General features: G+C 44.7%; 17 protein-coding genes. 12 read left to right on the forward strand and 5 right to left on the reverse strand.

Features of this window, described 5'->3' with window-relative positions; all coding sequences use genetic code 11:
* The first annotated feature begins 76 nt into the window (after positions 1-76).
* The 6 genes from recG (at position 77) to FLA_RS22310 (ending at position 9912) form a co-directional block, all read left to right on the forward strand.
* On the forward strand, positions 77-2116 hold the full coding sequence (gene recG, locus FLA_RS22285) for an ATP-dependent DNA helicase RecG (protein WP_231940312.1): 2040 nt from the start codon (positions 77-79) through the stop codon (positions 2114-2116).
* 62 nt (positions 2117-2178) lie between these two features.
* Entirely contained in the window at positions 2179-5892 is a 3714-nt protein-coding gene (locus FLA_RS22290; protein WP_231940313.1) for a gliding motility-associated C-terminal domain-containing protein, read from the forward strand.
* Positions 5893-5937: 45 nt separating this feature from the next.
* On the forward strand, positions 5938-6972 hold the full coding sequence (locus FLA_RS22295) for a PorP/SprF family type IX secretion system membrane protein (RefSeq protein ID WP_084205958.1): 1035 nt from the start codon (positions 5938-5940) through the stop codon (positions 6970-6972).
* A 50-nt stretch (positions 6973-7022) separates the two neighbouring features.
* Complete coding sequence (locus FLA_RS22300) at positions 7023-7811, forward strand: class I SAM-dependent methyltransferase (protein ID WP_076374498.1); 789 nt, start codon at positions 7023-7025, stop codon at positions 7809-7811.
* A 56-nt stretch (positions 7812-7867) separates the two neighbouring features.
* On the forward strand, positions 7868-9286 hold the full coding sequence (locus FLA_RS22305; protein WP_076374500.1) for an FAD-binding oxidoreductase: 1419 nt from the start codon (positions 7868-7870) through the stop codon (positions 9284-9286).
* The gene (locus FLA_RS22310; protein WP_076374502.1) at positions 9283-9912 is read left to right on the forward strand and encodes a hypothetical protein; all 630 of its coding nucleotides are present in this window, start codon (positions 9283-9285) and stop codon (positions 9910-9912) included. Before FLA_RS22305 ends, FLA_RS22310 begins: the two co-directional genes overlap by 4 nt.
* On the opposite strand, the gene FLA_RS22315 is transcribed toward FLA_RS22310, so the two are convergent.
* Positions 9884-10435: an LOG family protein gene (locus tag FLA_RS22315; RefSeq protein ID WP_076374504.1), complete on the reverse strand. Its 552-nt coding sequence runs from the start codon at positions 10433-10435 to the stop codon at positions 9884-9886. The genes FLA_RS22310 and FLA_RS22315 overlap by 29 nt on opposite strands.
* A gap of 25 nt (positions 10436-10460) precedes the next feature.
* On the reverse strand, positions 10461-10859 hold the full coding sequence (locus tag FLA_RS22320; protein ID WP_076374506.1) for a hypothetical protein: 399 nt from the start codon (positions 10857-10859) through the stop codon (positions 10461-10463).
* A 185-nt stretch (positions 10860-11044) separates the two neighbouring features.
* Here FLA_RS22320 and FLA_RS22325 point away from each other — a divergent pair, with 185 nt between their 5' ends.
* The 5 genes from FLA_RS22325 to FLA_RS22345 are packed head-to-tail and all read left to right on the forward strand — an operon-like array spanning position 11045 to position 16756.
* Positions 11045-12604, forward strand: a complete 1560-nt coding sequence (locus FLA_RS22325; RefSeq protein WP_076377222.1) for a sodium:solute symporter — start codon at positions 11045-11047, stop codon at positions 12602-12604.
* Positions 12601-13245: an O-methyltransferase gene (locus FLA_RS22330; RefSeq protein ID WP_076374508.1), complete on the forward strand. Its 645-nt coding sequence runs from the start codon at positions 12601-12603 to the stop codon at positions 13243-13245. The genes FLA_RS22325 and FLA_RS22330 overlap by 4 nt, the downstream gene beginning before the upstream one ends.
* An 11-nt stretch (positions 13246-13256) precedes the next feature.
* Positions 13257-14351: a glucosaminidase domain-containing protein gene (locus FLA_RS22335; RefSeq protein WP_076374510.1), complete on the forward strand. Its 1095-nt coding sequence runs from the start codon at positions 13257-13259 to the stop codon at positions 14349-14351.
* Positions 14352-14362: 11 nt separating this feature from the next.
* Entirely contained in the window at positions 14363-14902 is a 540-nt protein-coding gene (gene hpt, locus FLA_RS22340; RefSeq protein ID WP_076374512.1) for a hypoxanthine phosphoribosyltransferase, read from the forward strand.
* 51 nt (positions 14903-14953) lie between these two features.
* Positions 14954-16756, forward strand: coding sequence for a vWA domain-containing protein (locus tag FLA_RS22345; protein ID WP_144263936.1), 1803 nt, complete (start codon positions 14954-14956; stop codon positions 16754-16756).
* Positions 16757-16772: 16 nt separating this feature from the next.
* Here the strand turns inward: FLA_RS22345 and dnaJ are convergent, their stop codons facing one another.
* Together dnaJ and FLA_RS22355 are read right to left on the reverse strand one after the other, a co-directional pair.
* Positions 16773-17942, reverse strand: coding sequence for a molecular chaperone DnaJ (dnaJ, locus tag FLA_RS22350; RefSeq protein WP_076374516.1), 1170 nt, complete (start codon positions 17940-17942; stop codon positions 16773-16775).
* A 6-nt stretch (positions 17943-17948) separates the two neighbouring features.
* Positions 17949-18515, reverse strand: a complete 567-nt coding sequence (locus FLA_RS22355; RefSeq protein ID WP_076374518.1) for a nucleotide exchange factor GrpE — start codon at positions 18513-18515, stop codon at positions 17949-17951.
* 105 nt (positions 18516-18620) lie between these two features.
* On the opposite strand from FLA_RS22355, the gene FLA_RS22360 reads away from it, so the two are divergent.
* Positions 18621-19799, forward strand: a complete 1179-nt coding sequence (locus FLA_RS22360; protein WP_076374520.1) for a class I SAM-dependent rRNA methyltransferase — start codon at positions 18621-18623, stop codon at positions 19797-19799.
* A gap of 21 nt (positions 19800-19820) precedes the next feature.
* Here the strand turns inward: FLA_RS22360 and FLA_RS22365 are convergent, their stop codons facing one another.
* Positions 19821-20213: a T9SS type A sorting domain-containing protein gene (locus FLA_RS22365; RefSeq protein ID WP_076374522.1), complete on the reverse strand. Its 393-nt coding sequence runs from the start codon at positions 20211-20213 to the stop codon at positions 19821-19823.
* Between the last annotated feature and the right edge of the window lie 121 nt (positions 20214-20334).

Genomic DNA, 20334 nt, shown 5'->3' on the forward strand with positions numbered 1-20334 from the left:
GTCCATTAATCCCTCTGCAACCATACTCGATTCACCTATTGAATACCTGAAAGGGGTTGGCCCGTTACGGGGAGATATGTTGCGTAAAGAACTAAACATCTTTACGTTTCGCGACCTGCTGGAACATTTTCCTTTACGCCACCTGGATAAAACGCAGGTAAGTCTCATTAACGAAATCGACCCCACCAGTGATTTTGTACAAATTGCCGGAAGAATTACCGATGTAACGGTAATGGGCGAAAAAAGAGGTAAGCGACTGGTGGCCCGTATTAAGGATAAAAGTGGTACACTGGAACTTACCTGGTTTCAGGGCATTACCTGGGTACAAAAAAGTTTGTTTCCGGGACAGGATTACCTGGTATTTGGCCGCTGTGGATTTTTTAACGGACGGCCGCAGATAACACATCCGGAGATGGAATTGTTATCGAGCGTAAACAAAACCGGGCAGGCTTTCCTGGAACCGATTTATCCTTCTACAGAAAAACTCAAGGCCCGGGCCTTAAACGGCAGGCAAATAGGTAAACTCACCGCTGTATTAATGCCACAGCTTGCCGAGCGGGATATACCGGAAAACATACCCGCCACTTTATTAGAACAATTAAAACTACCTGGCCGATTCCAGGCTTATCAAAATATTCACTTCCCTAAATCGGCACAGGCTTATGAAAACGCTTTAAGGCGTTTGAAATTTGAAGAGTTGCTGATTGCCCAGGTAAGGCTGGCATTAGTGAAATTAAACCGTCATCGCTATAGCAGGGGTGTGGTATTTGAAAAAGTGGGCGACATCTTCAATCATTTTTACAATAACGTGCTCCCCTTTCAGCTCACCGGCGCGCAAAAACGTGTGTTTAAAGAAATACGTCAGGATACAGCACGCGGCAAACAAATGAACCGTTTGTTACAGGGTGATGTGGGCAGTGGTAAAACCATAGTGGCTTTGTTATGTATGTTGCTGGCAGCAGACAACGGCTTTCAGAGCTGTTTGATGGCGCCTACCGAAATTCTTTCCCAGCAACATTTTCAGGGTTTGTCTTCGCTGTTGAAAGATATGCCTGTGAACATACGCATACTTACCGGTAGCACTAAAACCGCCGAGCGCCGGAAAGTGCTGGCAGGGCTGGCAGATGGCAGTATTCAAATGGTGGTGGGCACGCACGCGGTAATTGAAGATGCAGTACAATTTGCCAACCTGGGTTTGGTAGTGATTGATGAACAGCACCGTTTTGGTGTGGCACAACGTGCCAGGCTGTGGCAAAAAGCCACTATTCCGCCGCACGTGCTGGTAATGACAGCCACCCCTATTCCCCGTACACTGGCTATGACCGCCTATGGCGATCTGGATTATAGTGTAATGGACGAACTGCCACCCGGCAGGCAACCCATTACCACCGTTCACCGCAACGAGATGCAGCGGGGCGGGGTAATGGATTTTATACGCAGTGAAATTGAAAAAGGCCGTCAGGCTTATATCATATACCCCTTAATTGAAGAAAGCGAAAAGCTGAGTTACGAAGACCTGATGCAGGGTTACGAGCAGGTGAAAAGCTGGTTTCCCGAACCCAAATACCGCATTAGCATGGTACATGGCCGCCAGCCACCGGAACAGAAAGAAACCAACATGCAACGATTTGTTACCGGCGATACTCATATCATGGTCAGCACCACGGTTATTGAAGTGGGCGTAAACGTACCCAATGCATCGGTAATGGTTATTGAAAGCACAGAGAAATTTGGATTATCACAACTTCACCAGTTACGGGGCCGCGTTGGCCGGGGTAGCGAAAAAAGCTTTTGCATTCTTTTAACAGGGGAGCGGGTAAGCAATGATGCCCGCGAACGTATCAAGATAATGTGCGCAACCAACGACGGGTTTAAAATTGCGGAAAAGGATCTGGAATTAAGAGGACCAGGAGATATTGAAGGAACCAGGCAAAGCGGGATGTTGAATTTTAAACTGGCCAACATAGTGAATGACAAGGCTATTCTGGAAAGTGCCAAGTTTTATGCTCAACATTTATTGGATAACGATCCCGAACTAAGTTCGGCCGATAATTTGCCACTTAAAAACTATCTTTTGGTGAAAGAAGGAAAAACTGCGTGGAGCAAGATATCCTGACAACATTTTAACACTTTTTGTCGTTATTATTAATAAATATCTTATATAAAAACTGTTTCAGCTTGAAAACCTTTACACATGCACTGCAACTGCTGGTACTGCTTATGGTGCTGCAACAGGCAGCCACTGCGCAGGATTATGAATTTGTGGAGAACAAAGGGCAGTGGGATAGCAAAGTAAAATTCAAAGGCAGCCTTGCCAATGGTGCTTTTTTCCTTCAGGGAAATGGCTATAAGATACTTTTGAATAATCCTGACGACTGGCAAAAAGTAAACACCTTTTTTGGCGGGCACAGCCACGCTCAAACAGGGAATAATCCTACACCGGACGGCACTACCGGCCACGGTGGCGGTGTTCTGGTGGGCACAGGTAGTGGTAATCCTTCCAATGCAGCTGCCCGTACTGCCAGCAGCTCTGTCTCCCCCACTCCTGCCAGCGTGTTGTTACATTCACATGCTTATGAAGTAAGCTTTGTAGGAGCTTCTGCTAACCCGCAAATTATTCCTGACAAACAGGTAGAGGGCGGCTATAACTTCTTTATAGGAAAAGATTCCAGCAAATGGGCAAGTGATTGTAAAGTGTATCAGGCCGTTTTATACAAAAACGTATACCCCAATATTGATGTACGCTACTATACTGATAATGGCAACCTTAAATACGACATTATTGTAAACCCTGGAGGTAATGCAGACGATATTGCCCTCCAATTTACCGGGGTGGATAAGCTGGATATACAAAAAGGCAACTTACGCATCCGCACGTCAGTAGGTGATGTGAATGAGCAAAAGCCTTACAGCTATGAAATAGCCACAACAGGCCGTAACGAAGTAGCCGCATCCTATACCGTAAAAGGAAATATTGTACGTTTTTCGTTAGGAGAACATTCTGCCAGTAGCATGCTGGTAATTGATCCCACCCTTATCTTTTCTACTTTCAGCGGAAGCTCGTCCGATAACTGGGGCTTTACAGCAACTTACGACGGCGCCGGCAACCTTTATGCCGGCGGTATTGTTTTTGGCAACGGCTATCCGGTAAGTACAGGCGCTATGCAAACGTCTTTTGGCGGTGGTAACACATCTGATAACACAGCACCCTGCGATATAGCCATTACCAAATTCAACAGCACCGGCCGCAACCGTTTATATGCTACTTTAATTGGCGGTAATGGAAACGAGCAGCCACATAGTATGATAGTGGATAATGCCGGCAACCTAATAATAGCAGGCAGAACCAACTCTACCAATTTTCCTACCACCACCACCACTTACGGACCCGGTGGCGGTGATTTTGATATTTTCATTTGTAAGCTCAACAACACCGGTACCACTTTGATGGCAGGCCGACTTTTTGGCGGCTCTGGCAGTGATGGGGTAAACATCTTACCTAAATATTCCGGTGGCAGATCGCAATCGCTTCGCAGAAACTATGGAGATGATGCCCGTAGCGAAGTAATTGTAGATGCAGCTAACAATATCTATTTCACTTCTCAAACCAGCTCTTCTGATTTCCGCACTACTACCGGTGCGTTTCAAACATCTTTGGGCGGCAAACAGGATGGCGTGATTATCAAGACCAGCACTGATCTGAATAACGTTTTATTCAGCTCCTACTTAGGCGGCACTGACGATGACGCTGGTTTTGTACTGGCACTTCATCCCACTAATGGCAACATTTACGTGGCAGGTGCTACAGCCAGCCAAAACTTTCCCGGCACTGGCAATGGTGCTGTTATATCCAGCACTTACGGTGGCGGTGCAGCAGATGGCTTTGTAAGCATTATCAATAACACCGGTACTACGCTTATTAAATCGTCTTATTTCAACACAGACGTACAAAGCAACGATATCATATTTGGTATTCAGTTCGATAAATTCAATTACCCCTATATCATGGGCACCACTACCGGTAGCTGGAAAGTGGTAAACGCTGCTTTTTCCGAAGCAGGTGGTAAACAGTTTATATCCAAACTGAAAGAGGATTTAAGCGATTATGTATACTCTACCGTGTTTGGCCCTAACCGTGCCTTACCTGCCATCTCTCCTACTGCCTTCCTGGTAGACCGTTGTGAGAATGTGTATGTATCGGGCTGGGGCGGCGGTATAGATATAGCTGATGGTTATGAAAATAGTGGAACCCTGGGGCTTACCACTACTTCTGACGCTCTGTTTCCTAACAGCAGTGGAAGGGATGGCGCCGATTTCTACTTTTTTGTATTGAAGAAAGATGCCGCTGCACAACTGTATGGAACCATGTTCGGGCAAATAGGTGGATTAGGTGACCACGTAGATGGCGGTACCAGCCGGTTTGATAAACAAGGGGTAATATATCAAAGCATTTGCGCCAATTGCGGCGGCGGGGTATCTTTTCCCACCACTGCCGGTGCTTATTCCCGCACCAACGGAGCATTATCCGGCCGGGGCTGTAACCTGGCTGCTATCAAAATAGCTTTTAACCTGGCAGGTGTAGGCAGTGGCCTGCGCTCCAGTATTAATGGCACCGTACGCCGTACTGGTTGTATTCCCTTGCAGGTAACCTTTACCGATACCATTGCTATGGGTAAACAATACATATGGGATTATGGTGATGGTTCGCCACGTGAAACCACTACCCAACCCACCACCCAGCATACCTATACCATTGTAGGTACTTACACAGTAATGCTCATTTCTATTGATTCCAGCGCCTGTAACGTAGCCGATACTTCCTATACCAGCATTAAAGCAGGTAACAACCCTGCCACACTGGGCTTTACCTATAAAAAGCTGCTGCCTTGCGATCAGTTGAACTACGAGTTTACCAACACTTCAACAGCAGCACAGCCTTTTAACAACAATTCGTTTGTCTGGCGCATGGGCGATGGGACTGTGTTTACAGATAAAGGCACACAAACTTTTACACACCCTTATGCCAGTGCCGGCACTTACGATGTAACGTTAAGTTTAGTCGATACCAATTATTGTAATTATCCCGATTCCATTACACAGCAAATACGTATTGCTATTAATGTAAAAGCCGGCTTTACCACACCGGCCAGCGGTTGCGTACCCTATACAGCAGAGTTCAGCAACACCAGTATGGGGGGGCAAACCTTTACCTGGGATTTTGGAGACGGCACCACTTCTACCGATGTAAACCCATCGCATTTATATAGCACAGCAGGCACCTATACTATCAAAATGATAGCTATAGATTCCTCTACCTGTAACATTATAGACAGTACCAGCTTTACTATAACCGTGAGTCCTAACCCTACCGCCAGCTTCTCTTATTCGCCGGTACAGGCTAAAGAAAACACTCCGTTTGTATTTACCAATACTTCGGTGGGTGCTACTTCGTACCTGTGGGATTTTGGTGATGGTGAAAAACTGTTTACTATACGGCGCGATACCACGGTATCTTATACCTATGCGGCATCGGGCGACTATACTGTATGTTTAAAAGCAACCAATGATTATGGTTGCGTAGATGATACCTGTATTGGTGTAAAAGCCATTATTAACCCACTGGTAGATGTGCCCAGCGCCTTTACGCCTAATGGGGATGGCATTAATGACCAGGTGATGGTAAGAGGGTATGGTATCAGTAAAATGAACTTCCGCATATTTAATCGTTGGGGCAAAGTAGTGTATCAATCCACCAGCTACAAAGGCAATGGATGGAACGGATATTACAATGGAGTGTTGCAACCAATGGACGTATATGCTTATGTACTTGACGTAGAATTCAGTGATGGAAAAAGGTATCAGAAACGTGGTGATATTACCTTATTAAGATAATAGCCTTACGCTTGCCGGTGCCGGTTTATATAAAAGGAGGACCGTATGAGAGTTAGTAAAAGAAACACACAGGTGGGATTTGCGATATGGGTAGTATGTTTATTCATCAGCCTGCACCCGCACGCCCAGGACCTGCACTTTTCACAATATTTCAATGCCCCGTTATTAGTTAACCCGGCCAATACAGGTTTTGCACCCGATGTAGATTACCGCGTAGGCATCAACTACCGCAATCAATGGGCTAACATTACTAACAACCCCTACAAAACCATGAGTGCCTGGGGCGATGTTCAGCTGTTCAACAATCGTTTTGAAAACGGCTGGCTGGGCCTTGGTGGCGCTTTGCTGCGTGATGTAGCCGGTGCAGGTGGCTTAACCTCTACCAGTGTTCAAGGTTCGGTTGCCTGGCACCAGATGCTGGGGTTGGCCAGTTTGTTAAGTGCCGGCTTTAGTGGAGGCTATACGAATAAAAGGGTAGACTTTACCAAGCTTACTTTTGACGATCAGTGGAACAATAAGTTTTTTGATATCACTATTCCCAATGGCGAACCATTTGCCTACAGCTCGGTAGGTTATCTCGATCTGAACCTGGGTGTGAACTATGCATTCTTTGCCAGCCATAGCGCCTACTTCAATGCCGGTGTTAGCGTCATGCACCTGAACAAACCCAAAGAAAGCTTTTTCTCTAATCAAACTGCCGGTCAGGAACTGGAAAGGCGTTATAACGTGTTTGTAAATGCTTCGCTGAAACTGAACGATCAATGGATTGTGAATCCTAATATCTACTATAGCCGCATGGCCGATGCCACCGAAACCGTACTGGGCATTAATGCCAATTACAATCTCAGCGGCGACGGCAATACACAGCTGATAGGCGGCCTGTATTACCGTAATAAAGATGCCATTATACCTATGGTGGGTTATCAGTGGAGTGAGTTTAAATTGACCGTAAACTACGATGCCACCACCTCAGGATTAAGCAGTTACAACCAAACCAAAGGGGCTTACGAACTGTCGCTGACGAAAACAGGTTTGTTCGATCCGGTAAAGGCGCTCAAATGCCCTACGGTTAAGTTTTAGGCACGCACTTCCGTATCTTTCCGTACTTTGCGGAAAACAAAAGCTGGTTCATGTTTGAGTTTCATGGCGACAGGAAAAGGTATTTTGACATCCAGGTAGCAAATGCCGAACAATATGTAATCCCTTTCATTGAAGAATCATTCCCCATTAAGCCTGGTACCCGTGTGCTGGAAATTGGTTGTGGCGAAGGTGGTGTGCTAAAAGCCTTTATTAATCGTGGCTGCACCGGTGTAGGTGTTGAGCTGTATGAAGAAAGAGTGCTTAATGGCATGCAATGGTTAAAAGAAGACCTGGAAAAAGGCAGTATACGGTTTGTTACCAAAGACATTTATAAAGCAGATGTAGAGCAAGATCTTGGTGGCAGTTTTGATATCATTGTATTAAAAGACGTAATAGAACATATACACGATCAGCCCAGGCTGATTGGCTGGATGAAAACATTTTTAAGTCCCGGCGGTAAAATATTCTTTGGCTTTCCACCCTGGCAAATGCCCTTTGGCGGTCACCAGCAAATGTGCATTAACAAGGTGTTAAGCAAGCTGCCCTGGTATCATTTGCTGCCTACTCCTATTTACCGTTTTTTACTGAACCGTTTTTCACCGGCTGCAGAAGAGTCTTTACTGGAAATTAAAGAAACCGGCATCTCTATTGAGCGGTTCGAAAGAATTGTGAAGCAGCAGGGATATGCTATTACGCATAAAACATTTTACCTCTTAAACCCTATATACAAATGGAAGTTTGGATGGGAAGGTATTAAGCAGTTACCGGTAATCAAAAGCATTCCTTATGTCAGGAATTTTGTTACCACCTGCGTATACTATCTCATTTCGGCTAACTAATGTTCATGTTATACTGTGTGGTAATTAGCTTTTACATTTACAAAAATTAACTGAGGATGCAACCCGTTGTAGCAAAAGGGAAAATAACGACCGAACACGTAGCTGCCTTTCAACAAATTGTAGGGAAAGAGTATGTATTAGTGGATGAGGAAACGCTTCGCCATTATGGACACGATGAAACTGAACATTTATTGTTTCTGCCCGAGGTGGTGTTAAAGCCCCGCACCGCAGAAGAGATCAGCTCCATTTTAAAAATCTGTAACCAGGATGCCCTGCCGGTAACCCCACGTGGTGGCGGCACTGGTTTAAGCGGTGGCGCACTGCCCCATTTAGGCGGTGTGTTAATTGCTATGGAACGCTTCAATACCATTTTACAAATAGATGAAAGAAACCTGCAGGTAACCACCGAACCCGGCGTTATTACCGAGGTACTGCAAGACTCTGTAAAAGAGAGAGGTTTGTTTTACCCTCCCGATCCCAGCAGCCGTGGCAGTTGCTTTATCGGTGGCAACATTGCTGAAAACAGCGGTGGCCCTAAAGCGGTGAAATACGGAGTGGTAAAAGATTACGTGTTAAACCTGGAAATGGTATTGCCTACCGGTGAAATTATCTGGACAGGCGCCAACGTATTAAAAAACTCCACCGGCTATAACCTTACGCAACTGGTAGTAGGTAGCGAAGGCACACTGGGCATTGTTACCAAAATTGTATTAAAGCTGATTCCATTGCCTAAATACGATTTGCTGATGCTGGCCCCTTTTGCTTCTTTGGAAAAAGCCAGTGAAGCGGTGAGTGCTATTTTCCGCGCCGGCTTTACCCCCAGCGCTATGGAGCTGGCCGAAATCAACGCGCTGAAAATAGTAAGCAAGATGGTAGACAGCCATGCCGTTCCGGTAAACGATGATATTGCCGCCCACCTGATTATTGAGGTAGATGGTAATAACATGGATGTGCTGATGAGCGAAATGGAAGCCATTGCCGAATTACTGCAACAGTTTGACGCAGGGGAGGTATTCTTTGCCGATGACGCCCAGCAGAAAGCGGAATTATGGAAGCTACGCCGTCGTGTGGCAGAAGCGGTAAAAAGCAGTGGTTATACCATTGAAGAAGATACTGTAGTGCCCCGTGCCGAACTGCCTGCTTTGATTAAAGGCGTGAAGCAACTGGGTGTGCAACACAATTTTGATGTAGTTTGCTACGGGCATGCCGGTGATGGCAACCTGCACGTGCGCATTCACAAAGAGGGTATTCCCAACAGCCACGGTAATCCTGAAATGCAGCATATACTGGGCGAACTGTTTAAACTGGTACACAGCCTGGGTGGCACTATCAGTGGCGAGCATGGCATAGGCCTGATTCAAAAAGGCTATATGGATATTGTTTTCCGCGAAGCCAACTTAAAGCTGATGCGCGACATAAAAAAAGCATTTGATCCAAACAACATTTTAAACGCCGGAAAGATCTTTGATTTATGAAAAAGATAATAGCTATTGCTTTTGCACTTTTCCTTTCCAAAGGAGTAATGTCTCAGGGCATTCCTCCCAGCTACGAAAGTGGCCGCTCTTCTACAACTGAAAAGAGTGGGTTTGATGCCAATCGCCTGTTTATAGGTGGTAACCTTAATGTTGGCTTTGGTACAGGTTACAGCAACTTTGGAGCGAACCCCGAAATCGGGTATAGCTTTTCAGATTGGATAGATGCGGGCTTAGCATTTAACATTGGATATGTAAGTCAAAAATCTTACGATCTCTATAGTGGAGCAGAAGTTTCTAAGATAAGTTCTTTTCAATATGGAGCTGGTTTATTTGCCAGACTATATCCTTTTAACGGCTTTTTTGTACAGGTACAACCAGAAAACAACTGGATGAACACCACCTGGAAAGCAACTGGTACAGGAGCCAAGGAGAAGTATAATACCTCAGCAGCAAGCCTGCTGGCCGGTGTAGGTTACAGCCAGCGCGTAGTAGGCCAGAGTGCATTTTACCTGGCCATACTGTTTGATGTAAATAAAGATCAGAATTCACCTTACCGCAATGCGGATGGAAGTTACTACCCTATCATAAGGGCTGGTTTTAACTTTTACCTCCATCCAAATCGTTAGCAATTTCAAAAGGGGTATTGTATACTTTAAGGCGTTCGCGCCAGTCTTCATACAAAAAACCCTGCAATTGCATATGATTCATGTGACCGATAATATGATTGTAATATCCTGCTGTATTCAGCAGGATTATTTTTTTATTGTGGATGCTCAACGTATTCCAGGTAAGCATTTCAAACATTTCATCCATGGTGCCGTTACCGCCGGGTAACACAACAGCAACATCACCCAGGTTGTACATCATTTTTTTGCGCTCGTGCATATCTTCCACAACATGCAGCTCTGTAATGCCTTCGTGTTGATTTTCCCATTCCACCAGCACTTTAGGAATCACCCCTACTACTTTACCTCCGGCATGCATGGCAGCATTGGCAATGGCGCTCATCAGCCCCTTGTTACCACCACCATATACCAGCGTAATTTTCCGCTGCCCTAACAAAGTACCCAGTTCTTTAGCGTGTTGTTCGTATAAAGGAGAGTGACCGGTGCGGGAACCACAAAAAACAGTTACAGCTTTGATATCCATACATTGAAACATTTGCACAGGCAAATTACAACACTTCGCTTATCTCCGGGAAAATACCATGCAGATACTTGTTAATTACGTTTAATTTCCAGCGAAGCAGCTCATTTTCCTGTTCCAGTGGTGTTCCTTTAGGTTGTGTACCCGGAATAGTTTGCTGATCGGCCGTTTGTTTTACGTGCAGTAACACGCCTTTAATTTTCTTTTGCAGTTGTGCGGTTTTGCTGTTAGCCTGCTGCATTTGCACATGATACTCTTCTATACGTTCGGTGAGTTTACGGTTACGTTCTTCCAGCGCATCACATTTTACTTCCAGATCGTGCAGCAGCATTTTTCTATTGTCGGAAAACACAGGTTCCACATATTCCCGTTGTATGGGAATGCGTTTGCGGCGGTTTCCAGTGGGTGGGTTGTGGTTTTCGTTCATAAATTACAAGTGAATAACTACGACCTAAATTAGTATTTATCTCAAACATATCTATATTTTATTCATATAAATCGGTAGATACCTATATTCTGCCATAATACGACCAATACGGGCACACGATAGAGAAAATGCCCTCTATCCTGGCTAAAGACAATATATTTGTTGCTTACTATAGTATACTGCATATGTCATCAGTACTTTTATTATCCTTTGTTATAGCCTATTTTGTTATCCTGCTGATAGTAGCGTGGTATACAGGCCGCAACTCCACCAATGAATCGTTCTTTATAGGCAACCGCAACAGTAACTGGATGCTGGTAGCTTTTGGTATGATAGGCACCTCGCTAAGCGGGGTAACCTTTGTAAGTGTACCCGGTGGTGTTGGTGATATGGTAAACGGATCGTTTAAAGGATTTGCCTATATGCAGGTGACTATCGGCTACCTCATTGGCTATTGTACTATTGCCTTTGTGCTGTTGCCTTTGTATTACCGCATGAACCTTACTTCCATTTACAATTATCTTGAACACCGGTTTGGTAATACCGCCTATAAAACCGGCGCGTTGTTCTTTATCATCAGCCGCACCGTAGGCGCCACAGCCCGCTTATACCTGGTGATAAACATTCTGCAGTTTTTTATACTCGACAGCATGGGCGTGCCCTTTGTGGTTACCGCAGCCGTGATATTGCTGATGATATTATTATATACGTTTGAAGGTGGTGTAAAAACTATTGTATATACCGATACCCTGCAAACCTCGTTAATGATCACCGGCCTGGTGGTGTGTGTGGTGTATATATTAAACCACCTGCACCTGGAAGCAGGTGAAGCACTTACCCAACTAAAGGGTAAAGGCTATTTAAACGTGTTCAACTTTGATGTAAACAGCAAAGGCTTTTTTCTGAAACAGATTATTGGCGGCGCCTTCATTACCATAGCAATGACCGGGCTTGACCAAGAGATGATGCAGAAAAATATCAGCGTAAAAAAACTGGGCGACTCACAAAAGAATGTGATCACTATGGCTATTGTGTTGGTGGGTGTGCTGTTTTTATTCCTGCTGTTAGGCGGCTTGCTGTATTTATATGGCCAGAGTATAGGTGGCGACTATAACGCTATTGTAAAAGACGGGCGTACCGTTACCCAGTTTCTGATACCGGATGCTTCCGGCACACCAGCTAATGTAATTGGCGATAAAATGTTTCCCTCCATTGCCCTGCATTATATGCCAACTGCTATTGGCGTAATATTCATTATCGCCCTTATCTCTGCGCTCTTCCCCAGTGCAGATGGCGCGTTAACCGCATTGACCTCTTCTTTCTGTATCGATTTGCTAGGGCTGCAACGCCGCCCTGAGTTGACGGAGCAAAAGAAAAAACGAATCCGGCTTTCTGTGCACCTCACCTTTGCCGTGGTTTTCCTCTTGTGTGTAATGGTGTTTTACTTCCTCCACAATAACAGCATTGTAGATGTAATACTGGATTTGGCCGGGTATACCTATGGCCCCTTACTGGGCCTGTTTGCTTTTGGCATCTTTACCAAAAGAACATTACCCGATACGCTGGCCATTACGGGCATTAGCCTGGTAGCGCCGGTATTGTCTTACTTTCTGGCACAGCATTCCAAAAGCTGGTTCAATGGTTACCAGATTGGTATAGAACTACTCATTATCAATGGTTTACTTACGTTTTTAGGGTTATTATTCATTTCCAAACGTGCCACTGGCAGCAACACAACAGCATGAACCAGTTATTAATTCCCCCGGCTGTAGAAGCGTATGCCACTGCCTGCACCAGTGCCGAAGAAACCGTGCTGGAGCAAATTAACCAGCAAACCTACCAGCACCATGCACAGCCCCATATGCTGAGCGGACATGTGCAGGGTAAGGTGCTGGAGTTTTTCAGCATGATGCAAAAGCCCCGGAACATACTGGAAATAGGCACTTTTACCGGTTACAGCGCTATTTGCCTAGCCAAAGGCCTGCAAGCTGGCGGGCAATTACACACCATAGAACTGCGCGAAGCCGACGGCCAGCTGGCCCTGGAAAATTTCCATAAGGCAAAAATGAATAATATAATAACTTTGCACATTGGTAATGCGTTGGATATCATTCCAACGTTGCCGCTGGAGTGGGATATGGTATTCATAGATGCCGATAAAGTCAATTATATTGCATACTACGAAATGATATTACCACGTTTACAGCACGGAGGCATTATTATTGCCGATAACGTATTATTTCACGGCCAGGTGCTGGAAGAACCTGTTAAGGGGAAAAGCGCCAAAGCCATTGACCAATTTAATAAGCATGTGTGTAACGACCACCGTACAGAACAAGTACTGCTAACGGTAAGAGATGGGCTGATGCTTATAAAAAAGAAATAAAAAATTACCGGATGAAGAAATTGATTTGTGTTGCATGCGCGGTAGGCATGTTTCAATTTGGAAAGGCTCAGCAACCCACTGCTGCTGCCAACTATGTGGCTTCTTATAAAGATCTTGCCATGAAAGAAATGATTCGCACCGGGGTTCCTGCCTCTATTACACTGGCGCAGGGTATTCTGGAAACCGAATCAGGTCAGAGCGATCTGGTGAAAGCCTCGAATAACCACTTCGGTATTAAATGTAAAACAGAATGGACAGGCGCCAAAGTGTATCATGATGATGATGCCAAAGGGGAATGTTTCAGAAGCTATACTTCAGCAGAAGATTCGTATAAAGATCACTCCGACTTCCTGCGTAACCGCCCTAACTACGCCTTCCTGTTTCAGCTGGATGCTACCAACTACGAAGGTTGGGCCAAAGGCCTGCGCAAAGCGGGTTATGCTACCAATCCTACCTATGCCCAGATGCTGATTAAGATAATTGTAGACAATAACTTACAGCAATACACACTGCTGGCTATGAACAAGCCTGGCGAGGTGAGTAACGGCACCGATTTTTTTGCGGCACATAAGCCACAGCCTAAAAATGGTTCTGTAGCTGCTGACAAAACAGCCGATAATACTTTGGAGGAAGACAAATCTGCAACAGCCCCGCCCGCTCAAACCGTAAAAATTGCCCAAACCATAGTAGCTGCCCCCAGCTACCCTACCGGCACTTTCCGTATTAATGAAACAAGTGTAATGTATGCCGATGCAGGGGTATCGTTGTTTGCACTGGCCAACAACCACAATATCACCTACAAAAAGCTGCTGGAGTTTAACGAACTGGACAACGTTGACATTCTGGAAAACGCCAGCTTAATATTCCTCGAAAAAAAGCCCCGCAAAGGCACTAAAGATGTTCATGTAGCCGAACCAGGCGAAACCATCGAGTTGATAGCCCAGAAAGAAGGCGTGCGACTGGAAAGTTTATTGCTTTATAACCGCATAAACCGCAATAAAGCTTTACAGGCCGGAGATAAAATATATCTTCGCGCAAATGCTCCTGTCACAGCTCCTGCTGCCAGCAAGGCAGCACAGCCGGCTAAGACAGGGCATACCGCATAAAAATTACCTTTATGGCCTTGATACGTGTACATGATAAAACTTTTACGCCCTACCTTACCGAGAAAGAGATACATGAAAAATTGCAGCAGCTGGCTGCACAGTTAAATGCCGATTATGCTGGTAAACGCCCGCTGTTTATTGCAGTGTTAAATGGCTCCTTCATGTTTGCATCTGACTTGTTTAAGTACCTGACCATAGACGCCGAAATATGCTTTATCAAACTGGCTTCTTATAAGGGCACTAAAAGCACAGGACATGTGATCACCGCCATTGGCCTGGACACGGATATTACCAACCGGGATGTGATTATTCTGGAAGATATTATTGACACCGGCAAAACACTGAGCCAGTTTTTACCACAGATCACCAACCAGCAGCCTGCTTCTTTAAAAGTGGCGGTGTTACTGCACAAGCCCGAAGCCACCCAGTTTCACGTTCCTATCGACTATTTATGCTTCTCTATCCCCAACAAATTTGTAGTGGGTTATGGTTTAGATTATGATGGCCTGGGAAGAAATATCAGGGAAATTTATCAATTGTATTCGGATTAAGCACTAGATTTAAGAGATAAATCCAATCTAACCCAGCTAAAACCAACCGACTTGCGAAAATTGTTGCTTGTTATATCATTGCTATTTTGCCTGGCAATAGCCGGAAAAGCGCAGTATTACCTGCGTGGCGAAATTCGTGATGAAAAAGGAAACGAGATTTCCAATGTGAAAACATTTCTCTTTTCGCGGGGTTATATTGGCTTTCTCTCCTCCAGCTTTGGCATTCCCAGCCGTTTATCTATAGATACTATTACTTTAATTGCCGAAGGATACGAAACCTTAAAATCTCCGGTACAAACCAATAAGTTTCAGAAACTGGTAATGAAAATGCAGCAGGCTACGGCCCGGCTTACTCAGCAGCATTTATCATCCGTTACCAAAAATCTGAAAACCAACCGGCAAACCATATTTCCCCAGGAAGGAGAAAGCTATACAAATCTGGTAGAAAACAATTTTGTAAGCACCCTACAAGCGCCGGAAACCGGTTTTGCCCTGCATGTAGATCGTGCAGCCTATAGCAATATCAGGCGCTTTTTAACCAACGACAACCCGGCTCCACCCGATGCCGTGCGCATTGAAGAAATGCTCAACTACTTCAACTTTACCCTGCCCGCAGTGGATGAAGATGACGAAGAAGCGCCTGCCCGGGGCTTTACCTGTGCTACACAGTTAACCACAACGCCCTGGAATAAAGAAAACCAGCTGTTGTTTGTGAACCTGAAAGCTCCTAAGTTAAACCTGGCCGGACTTCCGCCCAGCAACCTGGTGTTTTTGATTGACGTGTCCGGCTCTATGGACAAGCCTAACCGCCTGCCATTAATACAGTCGGCCTTTAAATTACTGGTAGAAAACCTGCGCGCTATAGACACTGTAAGCATTGTGGTATATGGTGGTGATATTGGCGTGAAGCTGGCCCCTACCTCCGGTGCCGATAAACAAAAGATCAACGATGCAATAGATTTGCTGGTGCCTAATGGCGATACGCCAGGCGCCGGTGCCATTAAACTGGCTTATACAAAGGCCGAACAATCGTTCAACAGCAAAGGCAATAACCGGGTGATTATGGCTACAGATGGCGATTTCAATGTGGGGGAAACCTCAGAAAAAGCCCTGGAAGATTTAATTACCAAAGAAAAGATGTCTGGCATTTACCTTACCTGTTTGGGTGTAGGAATGGGCAATTATAAAGATAGCAAGCTGGAAATGCTGGCTAAAAGAGGGAATGGCAATTTTGCTTATCTCGATAATATCAATGAAGCAGAAAAAGTATTGATTACCGAGTTTACCAAAACCCTGTATGCAGTAGCCAGTGACGCTTTTGTCAACATCACCTTTAACCCCAAAATGGTGAAGGAATACCGCCTGATTGGTTTTGATAATAAGCTGGATGCCCTTTCTGATAGCACCAGCGAGCTGGAAGGCGGCGAAGTAGGCTCAGGGCATTCTATGGTAGCTGTGTTTGAAATAGTGCCCCAGATCAGCAATAAAACGCTCACCAACAACGACACACTGATAGCAGGCAGATATGGCAGCATTAAGCTGCACTACAAACTACCCTCCGAGAAAAAGGAGAAGATTGTACAGCAGTTTACTATTCCCATCAACTATGTGCCTATTGAGCAGGCAGATGAAACCATCCGCTTTGCCACATCCGTGGCCATGTTTGGTGAGCTGTTAAAACAAAGCCGTTTTGTAAAAGATTATACCTGGGATAACGCGAAACTATTGGCACAACAGGCTGGCAAAAAGAAACTATCCCCATTACAGACAGAATATTTAGGACTGCTGGATAAGGCCAAAAAGATATATGCTCCTGCCAAAAAGAAGAAGAAGAATGGCAGTGAGGAAGATTAAAAAAAGGCCTTAGCGGTTAGCTAAAGGCCTCTTTTATTTTATCAAAGAAACTTTTTTCGTTCTTACCTGGTTGCGGTTGAAAGTTCGGGCTCTTGCCTAATTTTTCCAGCATTTCCTTTTCTTCAGCGCTCACTTGTTGTGGCGTCCACACATTTACATGAATTAACTGGTCACCTCTCTGGTAGCCCTGAATTTCGGGGAAGCCTTTGCCTTTCAAACGGAATATCTTGCCGCTTTGTGTGCCTGCCGGTATTTTTATTTTAGCCCTGCCATCAATTGTAGGCACTTCTACCTGTGTACCAAATACCGCATCGGTAAAGCTTAAATAGAGTTCGAAAGCCACATTCAGGCCATCACGCTGTAATTCCTTATGTGCTTCTTCTTCTACTAATATGATTAAATCGCCCGGAGCACCACCTCTTTCACCGGCATTACCTTTACCACTCATGCTCAGTTGAATTCCTTCCTGAACACCAGCTGGAATATCAATACTTACGGTTTCTTCGCCATACGCACGGCCTTCGCCTTTACAGGTACCACATTTAGCAGTGATGGTAACGCCTTCTCCATTACAGGTAGGGCAAGTGGTTACTGTTTGCATCTGCCCCAGAAAAGTGTTGGTAACACGTTTTACCTGGCCGCTGCCGTTACAACCTGTACAGGTTTGTACGCTGTTTTTATCTTTAGCTCCGCTGCCGCTACAGGTAGCACAGGGAACATATTTTTTAACCTTGATGTTTTTAGTAACACCGTTGGCCATTTCCTCGTAAGTAAGTTTGATTTTTACCCGCAGGTTGCTACCTCTTACACCACGTGGACGACCGCCACCATTACCACGGCCACGTCCGCCACCACCACCTCCGAAGAAGCTGCCAAACATGTCATCGCCAAAAATATCTCCAAACTGGCTGAAGATATCGTTCATGTTCATGCCTGCTCCACCGAAACCAGCATTCGCGCCCGGGCCAAAGGCCTGATGGCCGTAACGATCATACTTAGCGCGCTTATCGGCGTCACTCAATATTTCGTACGCCTCTGCTGCTTCTTTGAATTTCTCTTCTGCAGCTTTGTCGTTAGGGTTTCTGTCGGGGTGAAACTGCATGGCAACCTTACGATATGCCTTTTTTATTTCATCCGCAGTGGCAGTTTTGCTAACACCAAGTATCTCGTAAAAATCTCTTTTCATACTATTTTATTTACCCACTACCACTTTAGCGAAACGGATAATTTTGTCGTTCAGGTAGTAACCTTTCTGAACTTCATCAATCACTTTGCCTTTAAGGGATTCATCAGGCACCGGCACTTCAGTAATGGCTTCGTGCATTTCTACATCAAAGTCAGTACGGATGCTTTCCATAGCTTTTAAGCCTTTGCCCTGTAAGGTTGTTTTTAATTTATTGAAAACCAGCTGTATACCTTCTTTAATCTGCTTTACATCCTCTGTTTTCTGCATTTGTTTTTCGGCGCGGTCGCAATCGTCCAGCACGTCTAACATAGCCACAATCACCTCTTTTCCGGCAGTTTGCATTAATTCCAGCCTTTCTTTAGAAGTTCTGCGTTTGAAATTTTCAAACTCAGCCATCAGACGCAAATATTTATCTTTTTGCTCGGCCAGTTCTTCTTTTAATTTTTCGGTTTCATTAGCTGACACCGGTTCATTCAAATGTGTAGAGCCAGCTGCATTTTCGTCAGCATTTAAACCCGTTTCTGCATTTTCAACAGTATCCTGCGTGTTTTCCAATGTATCTTTCTCTGCCATAACGTAAAAAATATATGTATCTCTAAAAGGTCAAAATTTTTGCCAAGCCAAAATAAGTGGAAAAATTGGCAGGCCGCCTGCACATTAGATTTTTATCTTTGCGCGATGACAAAAGTGATTCTGAAGAAGAAAATAGCCCAGCGCATTGCCAATGGCCATCCCTGGATTTTTGCCAACGAGGTAGACCGTGTAGAAGGCGGTGCTCCAGAACCTGGCGCCATAGTAGACGTTTATTACCACGATAATAAATTTTGCGGCAGAGGATACAGCAACCCAAAATCTCAGATTCTGGTGCGCCTGCTTACACGCAAAAAAGAAGATATTAACGAGCAGTTCTTTTATAACCGCATATTACAGGCCTGGCAATACCGCCAGCGCACCGGTTACACCGAAAACTGCCGCCTGGTGTTTGGCGAAGCCGATGATATGCCAGCGTTGATCATTGATAAGTTTAACGACTACTTTGTTATTCAAACGCTTGCATTAGGTATTGACAACTGGAAGCCTGCTATCATGAATGCCCTGGAAAAAATATTCAAGCCTAAAGGCATTTATGAGCGTAACGATGTACCTGTGCGTGAGCTGGAAGGTTTGCCACAGCAAAAAGGCTTTTTAAGTGCACCTTTTTCGCCGGAAATTGTCATTAACGAAAATGGCCTGAAGTTTCACGTAGATATTGAGAACGGGCAAAAAACCGGCTACTTCCTCGATCAGCAGGATAATCGCCGTGCCATTCAGCATATTGTAAAAGGAGCAGATGTACTGGGTGCTTTTACCTACACCGGTACTTTTGAAATTCATGCAGCGCATTATGGCGCTAAAAGCGTACTGGGACTGGACATTAGCGAAAACGCTGTAAACCAGGCCAACCGTAACGCCAGGCTGAATAACCTGGACCATATTTGCCACTTTGAAGCAGTAAATGCTTTTGACGTGCTAAAGCAGTGGACCAAAGACGGTCGCCAATATGACGTAGTAATGCTGGATCCGCCAGCTTTTACCAAAAGCCGGGAAAACATTCAAAAAGCCATTACCGGATATAAAGAAATTAACCTGCGCGGTATGAAGCTGGTAAAGAATGGTGGCTTTTTAGTAACCAGTAGTTGTACCAACCTGGTGCAGCCCGAACTGTTTTTACAAACTATTGATATGGCTGCCAAAGATGCCCGTAAGCGCATACGCCAGGTAACCTTCCAGGCGCAAGCCAGCGATCACCCGATTATCTGGGGCATGGATAACACTAACTACCTGAAATTTCTGATTGTGGAAGTGTGTGACAGATAATAAATAATAGAAACGGGAAAGTTATTGTTCAACCTGGAATTTACCGGTTTCAATAATTTTCCCGGTTTTATCTCTCAGTTGAAACACATAAATACCTCTGTAATAGCCTGTTAATGGCAATATCAGTTTGCGGTTAGTCACCTGCAACTCAGTCATTTTCTTACCTACAAAGCTGTAGATATATAAAGTGTAGTCCTTATCTATTTGCTGAGGGAATTCAAAATTAATGTAGGAAATAGCCGGGTTAGGATAGCATTTTACCACACTTACGTTAGTGGGAGTATCCCATATATCTATATTCTGTAAATCGTCCGGCTCAAATGCACACAACATCATTACAAGCAAACCAAGGCCCAAAACCAGTTTGTTGCAACGTAACGCCTGTAAAAAGCAATTGTGTACAAGTTTTTTCATTCAGTTACCTCGTCTTCGTTAATTGAAAGTACCAAAAAGTATGCAAAACGGGAAAAACAACTCTTTTTCGGTTAAATTTTAATCTCGTTCGCCCAATCCAAAATCCTTATTCCATTGCTTT

The sequence above is a fragment of the Filimonas lacunae genome (assembly GCF_002355595.1).
Lineage (GTDB): Bacteria > Bacteroidota > Bacteroidia > Chitinophagales > Chitinophagaceae > Filimonas > Filimonas lacunae.

Coding starts and splice junctions, on each gene's coding strand:
- FLA_RS22315 (WP_076374504.1), bottom strand. CDS start 10,435: ATGGATATCAAAGCTGTAACTGTTTTTTGTGGTTCCCGCACCGGTCAC.
- FLA_RS22300 (WP_076374498.1), top strand. CDS start 7,023: ATGTTTGAGTTTCATGGCGACAGGAAAAGGTATTTTGACATCCAGGTA.
- hpt (WP_076374512.1), top strand. CDS start 14,363: ATGGCCTTGATACGTGTACATGATAAAACTTTTACGCCCTACCTTACC.
- dnaJ (WP_076374516.1), bottom strand. CDS start 17,942: ATGAAAAGAGATTTTTACGAGATACTTGGTGTTAGCAAAACTGCCACT.
- recG (WP_231940312.1), top strand. CDS start 77: ATGTTGCGTAAAGAACTAAACATCTTTACGTTTCGCGACCTGCTGGAA.
- FLA_RS22360 (WP_076374520.1), top strand. CDS start 18,621: ATGACAAAAGTGATTCTGAAGAAGAAAATAGCCCAGCGCATTGCCAAT.
- FLA_RS22305 (WP_076374500.1), top strand. CDS start 7,868: ATGCAACCCGTTGTAGCAAAAGGGAAAATAACGACCGAACACGTAGCT.
- FLA_RS22355 (WP_076374518.1), bottom strand. CDS start 18,515: ATGGCAGAGAAAGATACATTGGAAAACACGCAGGATACTGTTGAAAAT.
- FLA_RS22365 (WP_076374522.1), bottom strand. CDS start 20,213: ATGAAAAAACTTGTACACAATTGCTTTTTACAGGCGTTACGTTGCAAC.
- FLA_RS22330 (WP_076374508.1), top strand. CDS start 12,601: ATGAACCAGTTATTAATTCCCCCGGCTGTAGAAGCGTATGCCACTGCC.
- FLA_RS22325 (WP_076377222.1), top strand. CDS start 11,045: ATGTCATCAGTACTTTTATTATCCTTTGTTATAGCCTATTTTGTTATC.
- FLA_RS22310 (WP_076374502.1), top strand. CDS start 9,283: ATGAAAAAGATAATAGCTATTGCTTTTGCACTTTTCCTTTCCAAAGGA.
- FLA_RS22320 (WP_076374506.1), bottom strand. CDS start 10,859: ATGAACGAAAACCACAACCCACCCACTGGAAACCGCCGCAAACGCATT.
- FLA_RS22335 (WP_076374510.1), top strand. CDS start 13,257: ATGAAGAAATTGATTTGTGTTGCATGCGCGGTAGGCATGTTTCAATTT.
- FLA_RS22295 (WP_084205958.1), top strand. CDS start 5,938: ATGAGAGTTAGTAAAAGAAACACACAGGTGGGATTTGCGATATGGGTA.